Below are 14848 nucleotides of genomic sequence, written 5' to 3' on the forward strand. Positions count from 1 at the left end.
CGTCTTTCCGCGAAACCAGTTTGATCGAAATTGCGCATGGCGCAAAATCAGGACGGCTCGCATCCCGACGCGATCCGTCAAGAGGCTCAGGAAATCGCCGGAGCCGCGCAAGAGTTCCTGACAACAAGGGTCGATTTCAACCTGACCGAACGAGGTGCTGCGTGCAAACCGCCGATCCGTTCGACGAGCATCTGCGCGGCCTTGCGGCCAATCTCATCGCAGGGCTGCGCCAAAAGGGTCAGCCGTGGTTCGAAATAGTTCGCCCACTCGAAGTCGTCGAAGCCTGCAAGCGATATGTCTTGCGGTATTCTGAGGCCCGCATTGCGGATGGCGGCCACGGCGCCGATCGTCGTCTGGTTGTTTCCGGCAATGATACCGGTTGGCCGTTTTGTCAGGTTCAGCAGCGCCGTGGTCGAGTTTTGGGCAGATTCAAAAGTCTGGTTCGATGACTGTATCAACTCCGGATCGAAGGCGATCCCGTGGCGCTTCAGGCCAAGCCTGTAGCCTTCTATGCGCTCCGTCGTGGTGCTGAAACCGGCATGGCCGCCGATCATGCCGATCCGCCTGTGGCCGAATTCGGCCAGGTGCGAAACCAGGTTGGCGACGGACTGCTTGTTCTCGACGCCGACATGATCGAAGGCCGACGCCGTGAACCGGTCGACGAGCACGGTCGGGATGCCGCTCCTTTCCAGATAGCGCACGGTTGCGTTGTCAGGGTCGCCGCACGGCGCCAGGATGATGCCGTCGACCCTCCGCTCCTGCAGCGCCTGAACGACGGCCAGTTCATGGCCAGGCTCGTCGCGCGTATCGGCGAGGAAGACCAGTAGGCCGAGGCGGGCGCACTCATTCTCGATGGCGCAGATGATGTCGCTGAAATAGGGATTGGTAATCGCGGATACGGCGATGCCGACATAGTTGCTGACCTTGCGCGCCAGCGACCGTGCTAGCGCGTTCGGCTGATACCCCGTCGCGGCGATCGCCTCGTTGACGAGAGCGGTTTTCTCCGGACTGACGAGCCGCGTGCCGTTGATGACGTGCGACACGGTGGATGTAGACACTCCGGCGCGGCGGGCGACGTCGCTGATCGTTGCAGTCGCTCTCGCCATCCCTTTACCCTCGATGCGGCACCCGCCTGCCGGAGAACGGCCCCCAGTCGCCGATCCGCCGCCGACTATTCATTGTTGCCGGGCATAATCAATGAGGTTTTCACCGCTGTCGCCGTGGAAGTAATGGACGTGGTCCATATCGATGGAAAACAGCCGGCTTTCCCCAAGCTTGGAACGGTCGCTGGGCGGCAGCCGCGCGATGCACCTGTGATCGCCGATGCTGAGGTCGAGAAGAATCTCATGACCGAGATGCTGGACCACATCGACACTGAAGGCGATCGAATCGGCCCTTGAGGCTGCCCCGGGCGGCAGGATGCTGAAATGCTCCGGCCGCACGCCCAGCGTAACCACCTTTCCCACCTGACCGGCAAGTGCCGCGCGCCGGCACTCCGGGACCAAGATCCGCAGCCCGCAGGCCTGGTCCGACAGCGAGCTGCCGTCGTATGCGAGGCGCAGGAAGTTCATGGCAGGCGATCCGATGAAACCGGCGACAAACTGGTTGGCCGGCTGGTTGTAGACTTCGAGCGGCGCCGCCGCCTGCTGGATCTTGCCGCCATTCATGACCACGATCTTGCTGCCCATGGTCATGGCTTCCGCCTGGTCGTGCGTAACGTAGACTGTGGTTGTTCCGATCTCCTGATGCATCTTGGTCAGGAAACTGCGCGCCTCGATGCGCATCTTCGCGTCGAGGTTGGACAAAGGTTCGTCCATGAGGAACACGCCGGGACGGCGGACCAGCGCGCGGCCAAGCGCAACGCGCTGACGCTGGCCGCCGGACAGCGCCTTGGGCAGTCTGTCGAGCAGGTCATCGATATGCAGCCGCTGCGAGACTTGCCGTATCTGCGCTTCGATATCGGCCTTCGGGGTTTTGCGGATCTTCATGCCAAAGGCGATGTTGTCGCGAACCGTCATGTGCGGAAACAGCGCATAGGATTGGAACACCATGGCGATGTCGCGGTCCTTCGGCGGCAGCGTGGTAACGTCGCGCCCGCCGATCCGCAGCGTGCCGCCGGTGATCGATTCCAGCCCAGCGATCATGTTCAGCGTCGTTGTCTTGCCGCAGCCGGACGGACCCACCAGCACGGTGAATTCGCCGTCGGCTATGTCAAGGTTCAGCCCGGACAGAACCGGCACCATCGCATAGCGCTTCTCGACGTCCTTCAGGGACACATCAGCCATTACAAATTCCTTGTTGCAAAGAGGCCACCGAACATCAGCCCTTCACCGCGCCCGAGAGGTTGCCGCCCGAGATCTGACGGTACGTCAGGATGAACAGCAGCACGATCGGCAATTGCGAGATGACGAGACCCGCGGCCGGCAGGTTGAAGACGGCGAGGTAGCGGTCGCTGTTCAGTTTCAGCATGCCGACCGTCACCGGAAAATTGTCCTCGCTGTTGAGGAACACCAGCCCGAACACGAATTCCTTCCAGATGGCGATGAAGTTCAGCGTGTAGCCGACGAGAATGCCGGGAACCGACAGCGGCAGGATCACCTTGCAGAAAACCTGGAAATCGGTCGCGCCCTCGACATAGGCGGCCTTTTCGATTTCCGGCGGAATTGTCGTCATGAAGCCGCGCAGGATCAGCACCTGCAACGGCATCCCGTAAACGCCGTGGACGATGATCAGGCCGATCTTGGTGTCCAGCAGGTGGAATGTGCGCAGCGTGTCGTAGAGCGGGATCAGCACCGTCTGCTGCGGCAGCATGAGACCGGTCAGCAGAAGGCCGAAGATCCATTTGCGCCCCGGAACGTTCATGCGGCTGAGCGCAAAGGCGGGGACCAGCGCCAGCGTCACCGCGAGCGCCGAGCCTGCCGTCGCATAGATCAGGCTGTTTCTCAAAAGCGTGCCGAACCCCAGCCCGAACCAGACGTCGATATAGGGCTGGATGGTCGGCGATTTCGGCAAGGCGAAAGGCCCCGCCAGAAATTCGGCGTTCGACTTGATCGACGTCATCACGATCAAAAGCAGGGGCCCGAGCCATACTGCCGCCAGCACCAGCATGAGGGCGGTTGCGGCAAGTTTGGGCAGAACCGCAAGTAGGGGGCTGCGGCCAGTGGCGATCATGGTCGTGTCAGACATCGAAAGCACCCTTCAGGACCTTGCCGAGCAGGACAGCCGCCAGCGACCCGGCAATCACCAGGATGACGACGCTGAGTGCAGCGCCGTAGCCGAAGCGGGAATTCCAGAAGCTCTCCATGTAGACGAGATAGCCGAGCACGTTGGTCATGCCGAAAGGCGCGCCCTTGGTCAGCACCGCGATCAGGTCGAACGCGCGCAGCGATTCGAACAGCGTCAGCATGACGATGATCGCGGTGACGGGGCGCAGCTGGGGCAGGGCGACGCTCCGGATCATGCGCCAATGTCCCGCGCCCTCGATGCGCGCGGCGTCGAATGTCTCCTTCGGAACGTCGCCGAGGCCGGCGAAGTAGAAGATCATCGGCATGCCGGTGAAGGCCCAGCCGGAAATGACCGCCAACGTGTAGAGCGCGATGCGGTAGTCGCCGAACCATTCATGCACCAGGAAGCCGAGGCCGACCGACCGCAGCAAGGTGTCGAAGGCGCCGAATACTGGATTGAGGATCAGCAGGAACATCAGCCCGACGGCGATCAGCGACATCGTCACCGGAAAGAACACGATCGTGCGCAACAGCGATGGCGCAAACACCAGGCGCGCCTTCATCACATAGGCGATCAGGAAACCGAGCGAGACCGGAAAGACCAGCGAAACGACCAGCCACTTGGCGTTGTTGACCAGCGCTATGTAGAAATAATTGTCATGGAACAGGTAGGCGTAGTTGGCGAAGCCGACGAATTTCTTCTGCGGCGCCATGCCGTTCCATTCGAAGAAACTGAGGTAGATCGTGTAGAGGATCGGGTAGCCGATGAAGCAGGCGAACACCAGCAACGGCACGGCGACGCCGAACACGGTTACGAACACATGCTGGCGGGCGAAGCCGACGAAGGTGCCATCATCGAAGCGCCTTGCGCTGCTGGCCATGGTGTTGCGCCTTTCGATTGATCGGGGAAATGGCTGTGTGCGCCAGCGTCGGGCTCACCAGCACGCGGCTCCCGCCAAGCGGCGATGCGCCGAAGTGCACCGCCGCCGGGGAGGATGCGGGAAAAGGGCGCTGCGCCTCTCCCGCTCGGTCATCGCTTAGGACTTCTTGACGCGCGCCGCCTCGTCCTCGGTCAGCTTCATCGCGTCTTCAGGCGACATGGCGCCGGCCAGCACACCCTGGACGCCGTCGAGGAACTTGTCCGAGATCGCCGGCGGCGTGGCATGGTCGACATGCATGAAGGTGAACGAGCCGGACTCGGCCATTGCCTTGCCAAGGCGCTGCTCCATCTCGCTCAGCCGCGACAGGTCTGAATTGACGTTCGACGGATAAGGCTTGTCGATCTCGAGCTTCTTGCTCATCGCTTCGTCAGACACCATCCAGTCCAGGAACTCCGCCGCGGCGTCCTTGTTCGGGCTGTTCGCATGGATCATGATCGTGTCCTCGGCGAACACCGACATGATCGGCTTCTTGCCCGGGAAGGCCGGCATCGGGAAGAAGTCCATGGGCACGACGCAGCATTGCGGCTGGTCGCCACGGAAGCGGCCGAGATTGAACGAGCCCTGATACCAGTGCAGGCCGTGGCCCTGCGTCCACGGCACCATGGCAGGCCCGAGGTCGATCGAGTTGAACGACGGCTCGAACATGCCGTCCTGGGCGAGCTTCTGCATCATGGCGGTGACATCGACCGCACGCGGGTCGGTCCACGGAATGGTGCCGTTGATCAGCCCGTCATAGACGTCCAGGCCGTGCTTGTTGACCAGGATCGCCGACCACATGAACTGCGAGGGCCATTTCTTCTGATTGGCCAGCATGAATGCGGCGAGGCCGGCCTCCTTGCCCTTCTGCGCGTTGGCCATGAGCTCGTCCCATGTGGTCGGAACCTTGAGGCCAAGCTTCTCGTAGATGTCCTTGCGGTACCAGACCACGGAGGCGCACATCTCGGTCGGCACGAAATGCTTCTTGCCGTTGTAGACGGACAGCGTCACGCCGGCCGGGTTGAGTTTCTTGTCCCAGCCATATTTCTCGTAGTAGGGCGTCAGATCGGCGGAGAACCCGTTGTCGACGATTTCCTTGCCGCGCCCGCCTTCCCAGGAATAGAAAAGATCCGGGGGATTGCTCGAAGACAGCTCGATGGTCTGCTTGGTCTTGTAGGTCTCGCCGTCGACACTGGCGCCGGTGACATGGACCCGATCGCCGTTCTTCTTGTTCCACTCGTCGATCAGCCAGTTGGCGTAGACCTCCGAAGACGGCCATGGCGCCCGATAGAAATATCTGAGTTCGGCCGGCGCGGCCCGCGCTATCTTGATTCCCGAGGCAGCCGCCACGGCGGTCGCGCCAAGTGCTGCCGAGGCCTTTACGAAGGTGCGGCGAGACAGTCCGTTCTGCTTGATGTTCATCAATTCCTCCCGTTCCGTTTGACAATTTGCAGGCAGCACCAGGCCGTCACGAAGCGCGAGCGCGACGTGTGTCGGCAGTGACTGTTGCTGACCCTCCGAAGGCGAATTTGGGGTGCGGCTCTACGGCGCCAAATTCGTCACGGAGATTGAATTAATCCAATCGAAGCGCTTGCGCAAGCGCTTCGATGATCAATTTTTGGCTTTTTCTGAGGTTTCTTAAATTGGGCAGGCGAAATCCGCATTGTCGACTGGGTCGCGACCTTCACCTGTCCGACTGGTGCCAAGGAAGCGATCGAGATGTCGAAAAAGATCCTGCTCAACTGCGCGACTTCGGCGGAGCCGACGGTGACGGTGGAGACGACAGCGATCTCTGCAGAAAACGCCAAGCAGGTGATGGGGAAGTAGGGCTGGCGATCATCTTGCAAGAATCAGTGGCAAGGCCCCCTCGCGGGGGCCCTGCTGCATTTGTTCCGCCGCTGCCGCTCACAAAGCCATCCTCAAGCTCAACTTGACCAATCACAAGGCCGACGACATTGTGGACCGCGAGTTGCAGTTCGTTAGCCAAGTGGTCGTATGGCAATGGATTTTCGCGACGCCATCGATAGAGCGCTGGCCTGGGCCGGTGGATGGTTCGACTATGCCGCCACGCCATGGTTCGTCTATCAGGTCGGCATCATCGCCTCGCTCTTTGTCGTGGCGAAGCTGGCGGCGCTGCGGGTCGAGCCTCTCGTCGAGAACCAGGCACGCCAGATCAAGGGCCATCCCGGACTCTTAAGGGTCGTCATCGCGCTGTTGCGGCGCACCGACTGGATCCTGTTCATTATCTTCCTGTTTGCCGCGCTCAACTTGTTGCTCGTCATCACCTGGCCGAGCCGCACCCATCTCCTGCTCGTCGCGCTGTTGCTCTCGCTGGCGTGGCTGTTCGCGACCGTGCTGTCGCGCATCATCCGCAACCGCCTCGTCGCGCGCACGCTGGGTTGGCTGGCCTGGATCTACGCGGCCCTTGTCATACTGGGCGTCAGTGACGAAGCGGCCGCCTTCCTCGACGGCCTGGCAATCCCTCTAGGCGCGGTTCGCCTTTCGGCCCTCATGGTGCTGAAGGCGGCGCTGCTCCTGATCGCAACGGTCTGGCTTGCGGTGGTCGCCGGCAATTACATCGATGAGCGCGTCCGCCTCTCCGAGGAACTGACACCGTCGATCCGCGTCCTCGTCGGCAAGGTCGCCAAGATCGGCCTCGTGCTGGTGGCCGGCGCCGTGGCACTTTCCGCCGTCGGTCTCGACCTGACGGCGCTGACGGTGTTTTCCGGCGCCGTTGGCGTCGGTCTCGCTTTCGGACTGCAGAAGGTCGTCTCGAATTTCGTCTCCGGCGTGATCATCCTGCTCGACAAGTCGATCAAGCCGGGCGACACGATTTCGCTCGAAGGCACCTTCGGCTGGATACGCGAATTGCGGGCGCGCTTTGTCTCGGTGGTGACGCGCGACGGCCGCGAATTCCTGATCCCCAACGAGGACTTCATCACCCAGAGGGTCATCAACTGGTCGTTCAGTGACAACCTCGTGCGCCTCGACGTGAACTTCGGCGTCTCCTACGACGCCGATCCGCACAAGGTCAGCGAACTGGCGATAGAGGCCGCGATCAGCGTCGGCCGGGTCGAGGCCGACCGGCGACCGGTCTGCTGGCTGACCGACTTCGGTGACTCCTCACTGAACTTCGTCCTGCGCTTCTGGATCCGAGACCCGCAGCAAGGCCTGACCAATGTGCGCGGCAAAGTGCTGCTGGCGCTGTGGGACACGTTCAAGGCAAACGGCATAAGCATCCCTTATCCGCATCGCGAGATCATCATGAAACAGGCTGGGCCGGTCAGACCAGGGCACGACGACCGGTGATCTTCTCGATGTTGATGCGGAAGAAGAGGTGAGGCGGACTGGCCACCTTGTCCTCGGCGTGAGGTGTCTCGCTGCCAGGTTCCCACCAGTTGGGGCGCGCTTTCTGCAACAGCGACCAGGCATGGTCGCGCTCATTCTGCCGAGGGCCCGCTTCGGCCAGTTCTTCGTAGAGGCCGAAAGCAACGACACTCCACCAGCTGCGAGGGTTGGCAATCTCGTCGACTTCGAAGCAGACCTGAGGATGTTCGCGCATCGCCCGGACCTTCTGGCCGATCAGGGAGAAGCTGTAGATGTGGCCGTTCTCGTAAACGAAGCTGATCGGTACGACGTACGGCATCCCGTCCCTTAAGCACGCGAGGTGCCCGACCCTGCTGTCGGCCAGGTGCATCCTGCATTCTTGGGCGGTCATCTCAGTGACGATCACGGGACTCCCCAGGTGAAAGGGCCAGCTTCACTTTGTGCATCTCGATGCAGGCTGCGCCGGACTCAGGCACCTCCTTGTTTGGCCGTCTCGAGAAATCGATCGACGAAGTCGGCGAGTGCGTTCCAGTCAGTGAATTCGTGATCGCGCTCGGGGCTCGGGCCGCCGCTCTTCATGACGACGAATTTGACGAACTGCTCCTGAAAGTAATCGTACTTGGTGAAGCGCAATGCGCCCCCGAGAAGAAGGGTCAGGCGTGGTTGCCACCCTGTCACGGCGACGAAGCGATCCACATACTTTTGAGCCTCCGTCTTTTGGTCTTCCAGCGCCGCCGACAGACTGACGGATATGAGGGCCGAGGGCTTGGTGCTCAGCGCCTCGTGATGCGCAAATACGAAGTTCGTGACGGTTTCCTGGTGGTGCTCCTGGTGGACCGACGCGGCAATGACGAACGCGTCGAAGTGTCCGAGCTTCAAATCGGATGCGAGCGCTGCGCTATCCAGCAGCTCGACCTGGTGCCCGCGCTCGCGAATACGCGTTGCCGCCCGTGCGGCAATTTTCCCCGTCTGCCCTTCAGTCGTTCCATAGACAATCAGGACATTCACGATGTCCCTCCGATAGCGGACGAGACATTCGTAGGGACGGTTGATACGAGCCAGCCCGGCATCCCGGTACCTCAATGCTGCGCGCATTATAGCCCATGGAACGGGCTGCACGAACTGCTTTTCTCAGCGGCACGAAGAACCCGATCAGAGCCATGATCGGCACCATAAGCCATCCGATTATGACATCCGCCACGGGGGCGGGCGCGCTGCGATTGAGGCGCTCTATTGCGTCGGGGCCTGGGCGGGGCACTGACAGACAACGGGCAGGCCGACCATCCGACGCTGTGCCCAATCCGGACAAGGCTACCCTCGCGAATGGCGACATCAACAAAGTGCCCCGCGTACCCGATGGTGACCTTGGCCTGAAATCCCGGCTTGGCTAGAGTTCGTAGCATGCTGAACGCCATTCACCACGTCGCGCTCATCTGCACCGACTACGACCGGTCGCGACGGTTCTACGTCGAACTCCTCGGCCTCGAACTGATCCGGGAGGTCTTTCGGGAAGAGCGGCAGTCATGGAAGGCGGATCTGCGGATCGGGTCCGTCCAACTGGAATTGTTCTCCTTCCCTGCACCAGTGATGCGGCCGTCCCATCCAGAGGCGACAGGCCTGAGACATCTGGCATTTGCCGTGGCTGATCTTGATCCCGTAATCATGCGCCTGGAAGCCGCCGGCGTTGCCGTTGAGCCAATCCGGATCGACCCCTATACAGACCAACGGTTTACCTTTTTCAGAGACCCAGATGGACTGCCGCTGGAACTCTACGAAGCCCCATAAGGAACAGTTAGCTTTCGCGACCACGTCATCGGATGTGGGAACGCCACTTCCATCGCCAACGGCAAGGTTGCGATGGTCACGAGATGAGAATGCATCGAGCTTCGGCGCCGGTTACCATTGTCGCAAATTGGTTGACATCTACCCTTGCAAGTTCGCAGCGCCCCTGTTGTCGCTTGCCAAAACCCGGGCGCTGCGTACTGAGGGTCTCATCGGTATCGGCGTGCCACGAATCTGTGCTAAGCCGCCGCCCAATCAACCAAAGGACGACACCTATGAGCGAACCGACCGTGGCCGAGGCGACCGAAACGATCTATGCCTCGCTGCGGGCGGACAATGCCGACATCGACGCACATATCGCGACGCTCAAGGCGGCGCTGGTACGAGAGGGGATGAAACAGGCGATGTTCGATCCGACCAAGCTGGCGCAGAACAACCGCCAGGGCCGCAAGTTGATGCAGGCCTATTTTCGGCAGCGCGGCGTGAGCGTGAAGTTTTCGGACCAGTAGAGCCGCCCGCTGGCGATCTCAAGCGTGCCGTGCCCGGCCGATCCGAGTTGTGCGCTCATAGACGAGCCCTCGCGATCCAAATCGGCAGCCGGATGGACCAGCAAGAGCGCCGAGCAGCGCCGAGCAGCGAGGCGCGCAGTCCCAACCCAGTTCCAGCTGCCGTCTCCAAATTTGCAAGACGTTCAAATTTGAGCTTCCGCATTCATGCTCTGTCGAGCGTATCTCTTAGAGGCGCTTAAACCTTCTGCGCCGTAGGGTTTTTGCGGGGGCTGAATCGCCGTCGGCGACGATGACGACGAAATAGGAGAACGCAAATGCCTCGCAATCACGTTGAACGTCTTAGAGAGTTCAGGGAAATTCTGGTCGCGACTCGACGCGAAGGAGTCCGTAACGTGCACCATACTCGCGACGCCATGCGGGCAAGTGGCTTTCAGATTGGCGACAGCGACGGTGCCAGCTACGGAGCCGAGCTGAAGGATCTCCAAGAGGAAATCGAGGCAGTCGATCGCGCCATCGAAGACGAGAAGCGGTTGGCCTTGACCATCGAGAGCGTGGCTCAATCCCGCCGACCGATGAAGCCGAGAATCGTCAAGGGAACATAGAGTCTGGTACGGCCCCTGGCGCCGTCGCGAAGACGCTTTTGGCATCGTGTCGGGCTCGTCGCCGCTTGCTACAGCGTGAGCGGCTGGTGCGGCCTTCAGGACCACTGCCCAACAAGGAACGGTTCGCCTCTTTCGCGACCACGTCGTGGAGGGTGGGACGCCACCTCTGCGTCTTTTGATAACGGGGTGTGACGCCTTGCACATCACGGTTTCGAGTGCGTGACGCTGAACGGATTCGAGGACGGGATCAGACCGCGGCCGGGCGAAGCGGGTCCGAACATTCTGTCCGGCTTTTTTGGAAAGCTGTGGGGCGGCGAGACGAACCGATCTCCGCCTGCTGTCACGCAGTAGGCGGCCTGGCGGCTCGGGTATCAGCCGCCCGCAATTCTTCAGCGTGCGCCTTGACGAGGTCGGCCATGCAGTCGAAGCGGAAATCCACCGTCGGTATGTCGCCGGGATTCATCGTGGCGCCGAAGCCCTGGTCCGCATGCCTGCGATAGATCCAGCACGATGTTAGACCGAAGCGTTTGGCAGGAGTGTGATCGTGGAACATGCTTTCCGCGGTGTGTAGGATTTGTCGCTTCTCGACTCCGATCGTCCCGAGATTTTCGAGCATATAGTTGAAGTTCCGGTCGGAAGGTTTGTAGGAGCCGACATCCTCCGCCGTATAGATCGCGTCGAAATCTACGCCGAGCTTCTTGTTGCTAAACGAGAAGCTTTTGTTGTCGACGTTGGAGAGGATGATCAGCTTGTAGTGCTTTTTGAGATACTGCAAGGCTTCCACGGAGTCGGCAAAAGCCGGCCAATTCTTCACGCTTTCGCCATACGCCACGCATTCCTCTTGAGTGACGATGACACCCCATTCCTCCGCAAGTCGCTTGTAAACGATCGGCAGAAGGTCGCAGTAGCGTTTCTCCGGAGTCCATTTCTGCTGGCCAGATTCGTGCCGAGCGTGCGCCTCCAGAATGTCATTCCGGCCTAAGCTCCGGGCAGCCCTTTCGGTCAGCGGCCTCAGGCCGTCGATCATTCCGGATTCCCAATCTATAAGGGTGCCGTAGCAGTCGAAGGTGAGGGCTTTGAAATCTGTGAGCTTCATGGGTTACCTCCTTGATGTCCATGGTTGAACCAACGCTGGCGTAGATCGCGGTCAACCATGAGATCGAATCCGCCCTCGGCGATAAAAGAGCCGGCGTTCCTGCTGACTGAACTGAAAACTGCCGCGTCCTTCGACGGTGAGTTGTTCGACGACATGTACCAAACACCGAACAGTGTCACCGCAAGGCCCAGGAACATCGCCGTCGAAAGCGGCTCTCCGAACATCGACCAGCCCCAGAGCATCGTCACCGGCGGGCTGAGATAGATCACACTGCTGACCTGTGATGCCGTGTAAAGGCGCAGGCTTACATAGTACGTGCCGTAGCAGAAGAAGGTCGAAAACAGCACCAGCCAGGCGATGCCGCACCCGAAGCGGGCATCGAGGGGCGGCATCAGCCCGCCATTCCATTCGGCGCAAGCGGCGAAAAGGATCGCCGCCGTCAAGCATTGAATGCACAGGCTCTGATGGATGGGCATATTGATCGTCCCCATCCGCTTCTGCACTACGGTTGTCAGCGCCAAAACCGTCATGGAAGCGGCTGTCAACACATATGCCCAGGCCGGGGCCGTCCCGACGGTCAGGTTGTCCAGCGAGACGATAAGCACGCCGGCCACTCCAAGAGCCGTTCCGATCCATTGTCTCCCGGTCAATCGTTGTCCCAGAACGGGCTGCGACAAGGCCGCGATGGCGAGAGGCACAAGATCGGAAATCAGCGCGACAAGGCCAGTCGGCACGCGCTGACCGATGGCAAGCGCGAATCCGCCTAGATAGAGGAACATCATCGCCATGCCGAAGGCCATCTGCTGGATCAAGGCACGCCCGCTTATGCGCGATCCGATCAGGAGAGCAAATGGCAAGAGGATCAATCCGGACATCAAGGTCCGCCAGAACAGCACCAGCATGACATCGGCATTCTCGCTGGCGTAGCGGATGCCGACGAAACCAGAACTCCAGCTTATGACCAGGACCGTTGCCATTATTGGCCATACGAGACGGTGGGTTTTGGTTCGCCGGAGCGTCATGGGATCTCTTTATTCAGGCCTGCCCGTGGCCCCCGAAGCGGAGCACGGCCGATGTTGGCCAGACTATTGGCGACACCAACGCAAATTTGCACATGACAAATTTCGATACGTTCATGGAAATAGCCACTAAAATCAGCATATACTGTTGCCTTAAAGAGCGTCGGTGGATCAGAAATCGGCGCATTGCTTTTGTATCGAGCGAGGAATGTCATGGCCGGAGTGATGAGCCGCCGCCTGGATGTCGACGCCTTACGCGCACTGGTCGCGATCGAGAAGCACGGCGGCGTCACGCGCGCGGCCGAAATTCTCGGCTTGTCGCAATCGGCAGTCAGCCACAAGATCAAGAGACTCGAAACGAGTCTCGACTGCGAAATCCTCACCCGGAAAGCAAACGCGCAGATGTTCACCACGGCCGGACAGGATCTGCTTGTCTATGCGCGGCGCATTCTGGGCATCCATGACGAGGCGGTCCTGAGCCTGTCGAAAAGCCCTTTGCAAGGCAAGATCGCGCTGGGAATGACCGAGGATACGACCTGCACGGATCTTTCGCGCATTCTTGGCCGGTTTCGCCGGCTCTACCCGGAGGTGAGCGTACGCACGCAAGTTCGCATGAGCCTCGTGTTGCAGGAGCTGCTGGGCCAAGGAGCGATTGATGCCGCCATCATCCAAGTATTCCAGCACGAGGTCCGCCCCGCCGACATCCTTCTGTTCCGCGAGACGCTGCATTGGGTGAAATCTCGCGACCTGGTTCTGCCGAACGGGAAGCCGGTCCCATTTCTTTCCTTCGATGAGAATTGCTTTTACCGGCGCTGGGGCATCGACGTAGGGCAGGACGAGGATACGGTGTTCGAGACCGTGTTCGAATGCTCCAGCGCAGCCGGCATCACTGCAGGCGTAATGGCGGGGCTCGGCGTCGCACTCTTAAGTCAGCGGTACCTGCAGCCCGATATGGAGATTGCCGACAACATATTTCCCAAGCCTCCAGACCTTGCTTATGTAATCAGACGCGCCCGCAACTCCCGAAATCCCGCGCTAGAGACGTTGGTCAGGGAGATCGAGGCTGAAGTAAAGCGTTACGGGGCGCTTCAAATCGCCGTCTGAGCGCGTCGCGCCGCGAAAGCTGGCACGCCAACCCTTCGGCTGCTCGCCGGCAGTTCGTCCATAGACAGCGAAGTCGACGAGGAAGTTGCGGCCACGATGGGGTCGCCAGCGGAACGGCTTCATTCTGGCTAGTTTTTCGGCCCATCTGACATCGGAGCATTCAGAGGCCAGGCCCTCGTGCTTGTTCAAGTCTGCACGTATCCGCAGCCTTGAGTGCTTCGGCACGCGAAGGTTTGGGCAAATCCGCGATCCGTCGAACAGCAGCGTAAAACCTTGGATAATCGCCGGAACACAAATCGAACAAGCGGAGAAAGGCCGGAACCTGTTCGCCGTAGACAGCAGTCGCGGCGAGCTTTGCGTTGTTGATCGGGGCATCGAACCAGGCATCGTATCTCCGGTATCCGGCCCAGCGTCTGTCGCGCATCTGCCGGTAGCGCATCCGCAGCCTGTCGATCGTGGCTGCCTTGGCGACCGCCATCTGCTCCGGGGTACGGGAACTTTCATAGACCTGCCTCAACTCCTCTCGGGTTTTCGAAACCAGTCCGAGAAAATCGGCGCCGCGCTTGCGATCAGCTTCGTAGCGGCGCAATCCGGCCTTGTCGCCAGCGGCGCGCAGCCATTTCCTGACGCCGGTGGTTTCGACGGCAACCGCGAAAGCCTCATTGAATGCGGAATCGTCATCCACATAGAGGCGCTGATGCGCCAGTTCATGAAAAACAAGGCTTGCGAGATAGGTGTCGTCCTGACGCAGCATGGTGCTTAGCAGCGGGTCACTGGACCAGCCCAGTGTGGAATATGCGGTGACGCCTGAGACATAGACGTCCAGCCCCTGTCTCTGAAGCTCGGCCGCGCTTTCAGCCGCGGATTTCCGAGAGAAGTAGCCCCGGTATGGAACGCAGCCGAAGACCGGAAAGCACCATGTTATTGGCGCGAGCGAGAATTGCGGCGCGGCAAAAACGGCCCAGGTCACGGCGTCCCGATGGATGTCGACATAGCTGCGGTAGCTGTTGTTTTCGGGCAGCGCCAGTTCATCTGTCGCAAACCGACGTATGGCGCTCGCCGACGTCAACTTGGCGCGCAATGCCTTAGGCGTGGAAGGATCATGGATGAGCTTCCCGACATTTCTGCGAGCGGCCATGATCTGCACATGACCCTCCAGCGACTGCGCGTAGTAGGAAACGCTGGTGCAGCCGGTCACAGCGGAGGCCACGATCATCGCGGCAAGCATTCGAAGAACGCGCTTCAGTTTGCCCACCGCTTGCTCATCT

14 protein-coding genes and 1 pseudogene are annotated in these 14848 nt (G+C 60.5%); 5 read left to right on the plus strand and 10 right to left on the minus strand.

Going from position 1 to position 14848, the window contains the following annotated elements:
• Positions 1–86: 86 nt before the first annotated feature.
• The 5 genes from AC1D0N_RS06610 to AC1D0N_RS06630 all read right to left on the minus strand — a co-directional run bounded on the left by AC1D0N_RS06610 (position 87) and on the right by AC1D0N_RS06630 (position 5563).
• Positions 87–1106, minus strand: coding sequence for a LacI family DNA-binding transcriptional regulator (locus AC1D0N_RS06610; RefSeq protein WP_477242623.1), 1020 nt, complete (start codon positions 1104–1106; stop codon positions 87–89).
• Positions 1107–1175: 69 nt separating this feature from the next.
• The gene (locus AC1D0N_RS06615) at positions 1176–2285 is read right to left on the minus strand and encodes an ABC transporter ATP-binding protein (RefSeq protein ID WP_477242625.1); all 1110 of its coding nucleotides are present in this window, start codon (positions 2283–2285) and stop codon (positions 1176–1178) included.
• A gap of 34 nt (positions 2286–2319) precedes the next feature.
• Positions 2320–3186 carry a carbohydrate ABC transporter permease gene (locus AC1D0N_RS06620; RefSeq protein ID WP_477242627.1) on the minus strand — a complete coding sequence of 289 codons (867 nt, stop codon included), beginning with the start codon at positions 3184–3186 and terminating at the stop codon, positions 2320–2322.
• Positions 3179–4105 (minus strand): carbohydrate ABC transporter permease, encoded by a 927-nt coding sequence (locus AC1D0N_RS06625; protein ID WP_477242629.1) that lies wholly within the window; start codon positions 4103–4105, stop codon positions 3179–3181. Before AC1D0N_RS06625 ends, AC1D0N_RS06620 begins: the two co-directional genes overlap by 8 nt.
• A 156-nt stretch (positions 4106–4261) precedes the next feature.
• A complete protein-coding gene (locus AC1D0N_RS06630) occupies positions 4262–5563 on the minus strand; it encodes an ABC transporter substrate-binding protein (protein ID WP_477242631.1) in 1302 nt (433 codons plus the stop codon).
• A 579-nt stretch (positions 5564–6142) separates the two neighbouring features.
• On the opposite strand from AC1D0N_RS06630, the gene AC1D0N_RS06635 reads away from it, so the two are divergent.
• Positions 6143–7450, plus strand: coding sequence for a mechanosensitive ion channel family protein (locus AC1D0N_RS06635; RefSeq protein WP_477242633.1), 1308 nt, complete (start codon positions 6143–6145; stop codon positions 7448–7450).
• Here AC1D0N_RS06635 and AC1D0N_RS06640 read toward each other — a convergent pair.
• Positions 7425–7874: a pyridoxamine 5'-phosphate oxidase family protein gene (locus AC1D0N_RS06640; protein WP_477242635.1), complete on the minus strand. Its 450-nt coding sequence runs from the start codon at positions 7872–7874 to the stop codon at positions 7425–7427. The genes AC1D0N_RS06635 and AC1D0N_RS06640 overlap by 26 nt on opposite strands.
• Positions 7875–7936: 62 nt before the next feature.
• Positions 7937–8476 (minus strand): flavodoxin domain-containing protein, encoded by a 540-nt coding sequence (locus AC1D0N_RS06645; protein WP_477242637.1) that lies wholly within the window; start codon positions 8474–8476, stop codon positions 7937–7939.
• A 393-nt stretch (positions 8477–8869) separates the two neighbouring features.
• On the opposite strand from AC1D0N_RS06645, the gene gloA2 reads away from it, so the two are divergent.
• The 3 genes from gloA2 to AC1D0N_RS06660 all read left to right on the plus strand — a co-directional run bounded on the left by gloA2 (position 8870) and on the right by AC1D0N_RS06660 (position 10361).
• Entirely contained in the window at positions 8870–9253 is a 384-nt protein-coding gene (gene gloA2, locus AC1D0N_RS06650; protein ID WP_477242638.1) for an SMU1112c/YaeR family gloxylase I-like metalloprotein, read from the plus strand.
• A 272-nt stretch (positions 9254–9525) separates the two neighbouring features.
• Positions 9526–9759: a hypothetical protein gene (locus AC1D0N_RS06655; RefSeq protein WP_477242639.1), complete on the plus strand. Its 234-nt coding sequence runs from the start codon at positions 9526–9528 to the stop codon at positions 9757–9759.
• 314 nt (positions 9760–10073) lie between these two features.
• Positions 10074–10361 (plus strand): hypothetical protein, encoded by a 288-nt coding sequence (locus AC1D0N_RS06660; RefSeq protein ID WP_477242640.1) that lies wholly within the window; start codon positions 10074–10076, stop codon positions 10359–10361.
• A gap of 340 nt (positions 10362–10701) precedes the next feature.
• On the opposite strand, the gene AC1D0N_RS06665 is transcribed toward AC1D0N_RS06660, so the two are convergent.
• Positions 10702–11457: a haloacid dehalogenase type II gene (locus AC1D0N_RS06665; RefSeq protein WP_477242641.1), complete on the minus strand. Its 756-nt coding sequence runs from the start codon at positions 11455–11457 to the stop codon at positions 10702–10704.
• 149 nt (positions 11458–11606) lie between these two features.
• Positions 11607–12479, minus strand: a pseudogene (locus AC1D0N_RS06670) (DMT family transporter); the annotation flags it as partial.
• A 210-nt stretch (positions 12480–12689) separates the two neighbouring features.
• Between AC1D0N_RS06670 and AC1D0N_RS06675 the strand changes: the two are divergent.
• Positions 12690–13580 carry a LysR family transcriptional regulator gene (locus AC1D0N_RS06675; RefSeq protein WP_477242642.1) on the plus strand — a complete coding sequence of 297 codons (891 nt, stop codon included), beginning with the start codon at positions 12690–12692 and terminating at the stop codon, positions 13578–13580.
• A 160-nt stretch (positions 13581–13740) separates the two neighbouring features.
• On the opposite strand, the gene AC1D0N_RS06680 is transcribed toward AC1D0N_RS06675, so the two are convergent.
• Complete coding sequence (locus AC1D0N_RS06680) at positions 13741–14808, minus strand: aminopeptidase (protein WP_477243107.1); 1068 nt, start codon at positions 14806–14808, stop codon at positions 13741–13743.
• Positions 14809–14848: the final 40 nt, after the last annotated feature.

It is taken from the genome of Mesorhizobium sp. P2_E10, from assembly GCF_056404235.1.

Coding starts and splice junctions, on each gene's coding strand:
- AC1D0N_RS06610 (WP_477242623.1), bottom strand. CDS start 1,106: ATGGCGAGAGCGACTGCAACGATCAGCGACGTCGCCCGCCGCGCCGGA.
- AC1D0N_RS06615 (WP_477242625.1), bottom strand. CDS start 2,285: ATGGCTGATGTGTCCCTGAAGGACGTCGAGAAGCGCTATGCGATGGTG.
- AC1D0N_RS06620 (WP_477242627.1), bottom strand. CDS start 3,186: ATGTCTGACACGACCATGATCGCCACTGGCCGCAGCCCCCTACTTGCG.
- AC1D0N_RS06625 (WP_477242629.1), bottom strand. CDS start 4,105: ATGGCCAGCAGCGCAAGGCGCTTCGATGATGGCACCTTCGTCGGCTTC.
- AC1D0N_RS06630 (WP_477242631.1), bottom strand. CDS start 5,563: ATGAACATCAAGCAGAACGGACTGTCTCGCCGCACCTTCGTAAAGGCC.
- AC1D0N_RS06635 (WP_477242633.1), top strand. CDS start 6,143: ATGGATTTTCGCGACGCCATCGATAGAGCGCTGGCCTGGGCCGGTGGA.
- gloA2 (WP_477242638.1), top strand. CDS start 8,870: ATGCTGAACGCCATTCACCACGTCGCGCTCATCTGCACCGACTACGAC.
- AC1D0N_RS06655 (WP_477242639.1), top strand. CDS start 9,526: ATGAGCGAACCGACCGTGGCCGAGGCGACCGAAACGATCTATGCCTCG.
- AC1D0N_RS06660 (WP_477242640.1), top strand. CDS start 10,074: ATGCCTCGCAATCACGTTGAACGTCTTAGAGAGTTCAGGGAAATTCTG.
- AC1D0N_RS06665 (WP_477242641.1), bottom strand. CDS start 11,457: ATGAAGCTCACAGATTTCAAAGCCCTCACCTTCGACTGCTACGGCACC.
- AC1D0N_RS06675 (WP_477242642.1), top strand. CDS start 12,690: ATGGCCGGAGTGATGAGCCGCCGCCTGGATGTCGACGCCTTACGCGCA.
- AC1D0N_RS06680 (WP_477243107.1), bottom strand. CDS start 14,808: ATGCTTGCCGCGATGATCGTGGCCTCCGCTGTGACCGGCTGCACCAGC.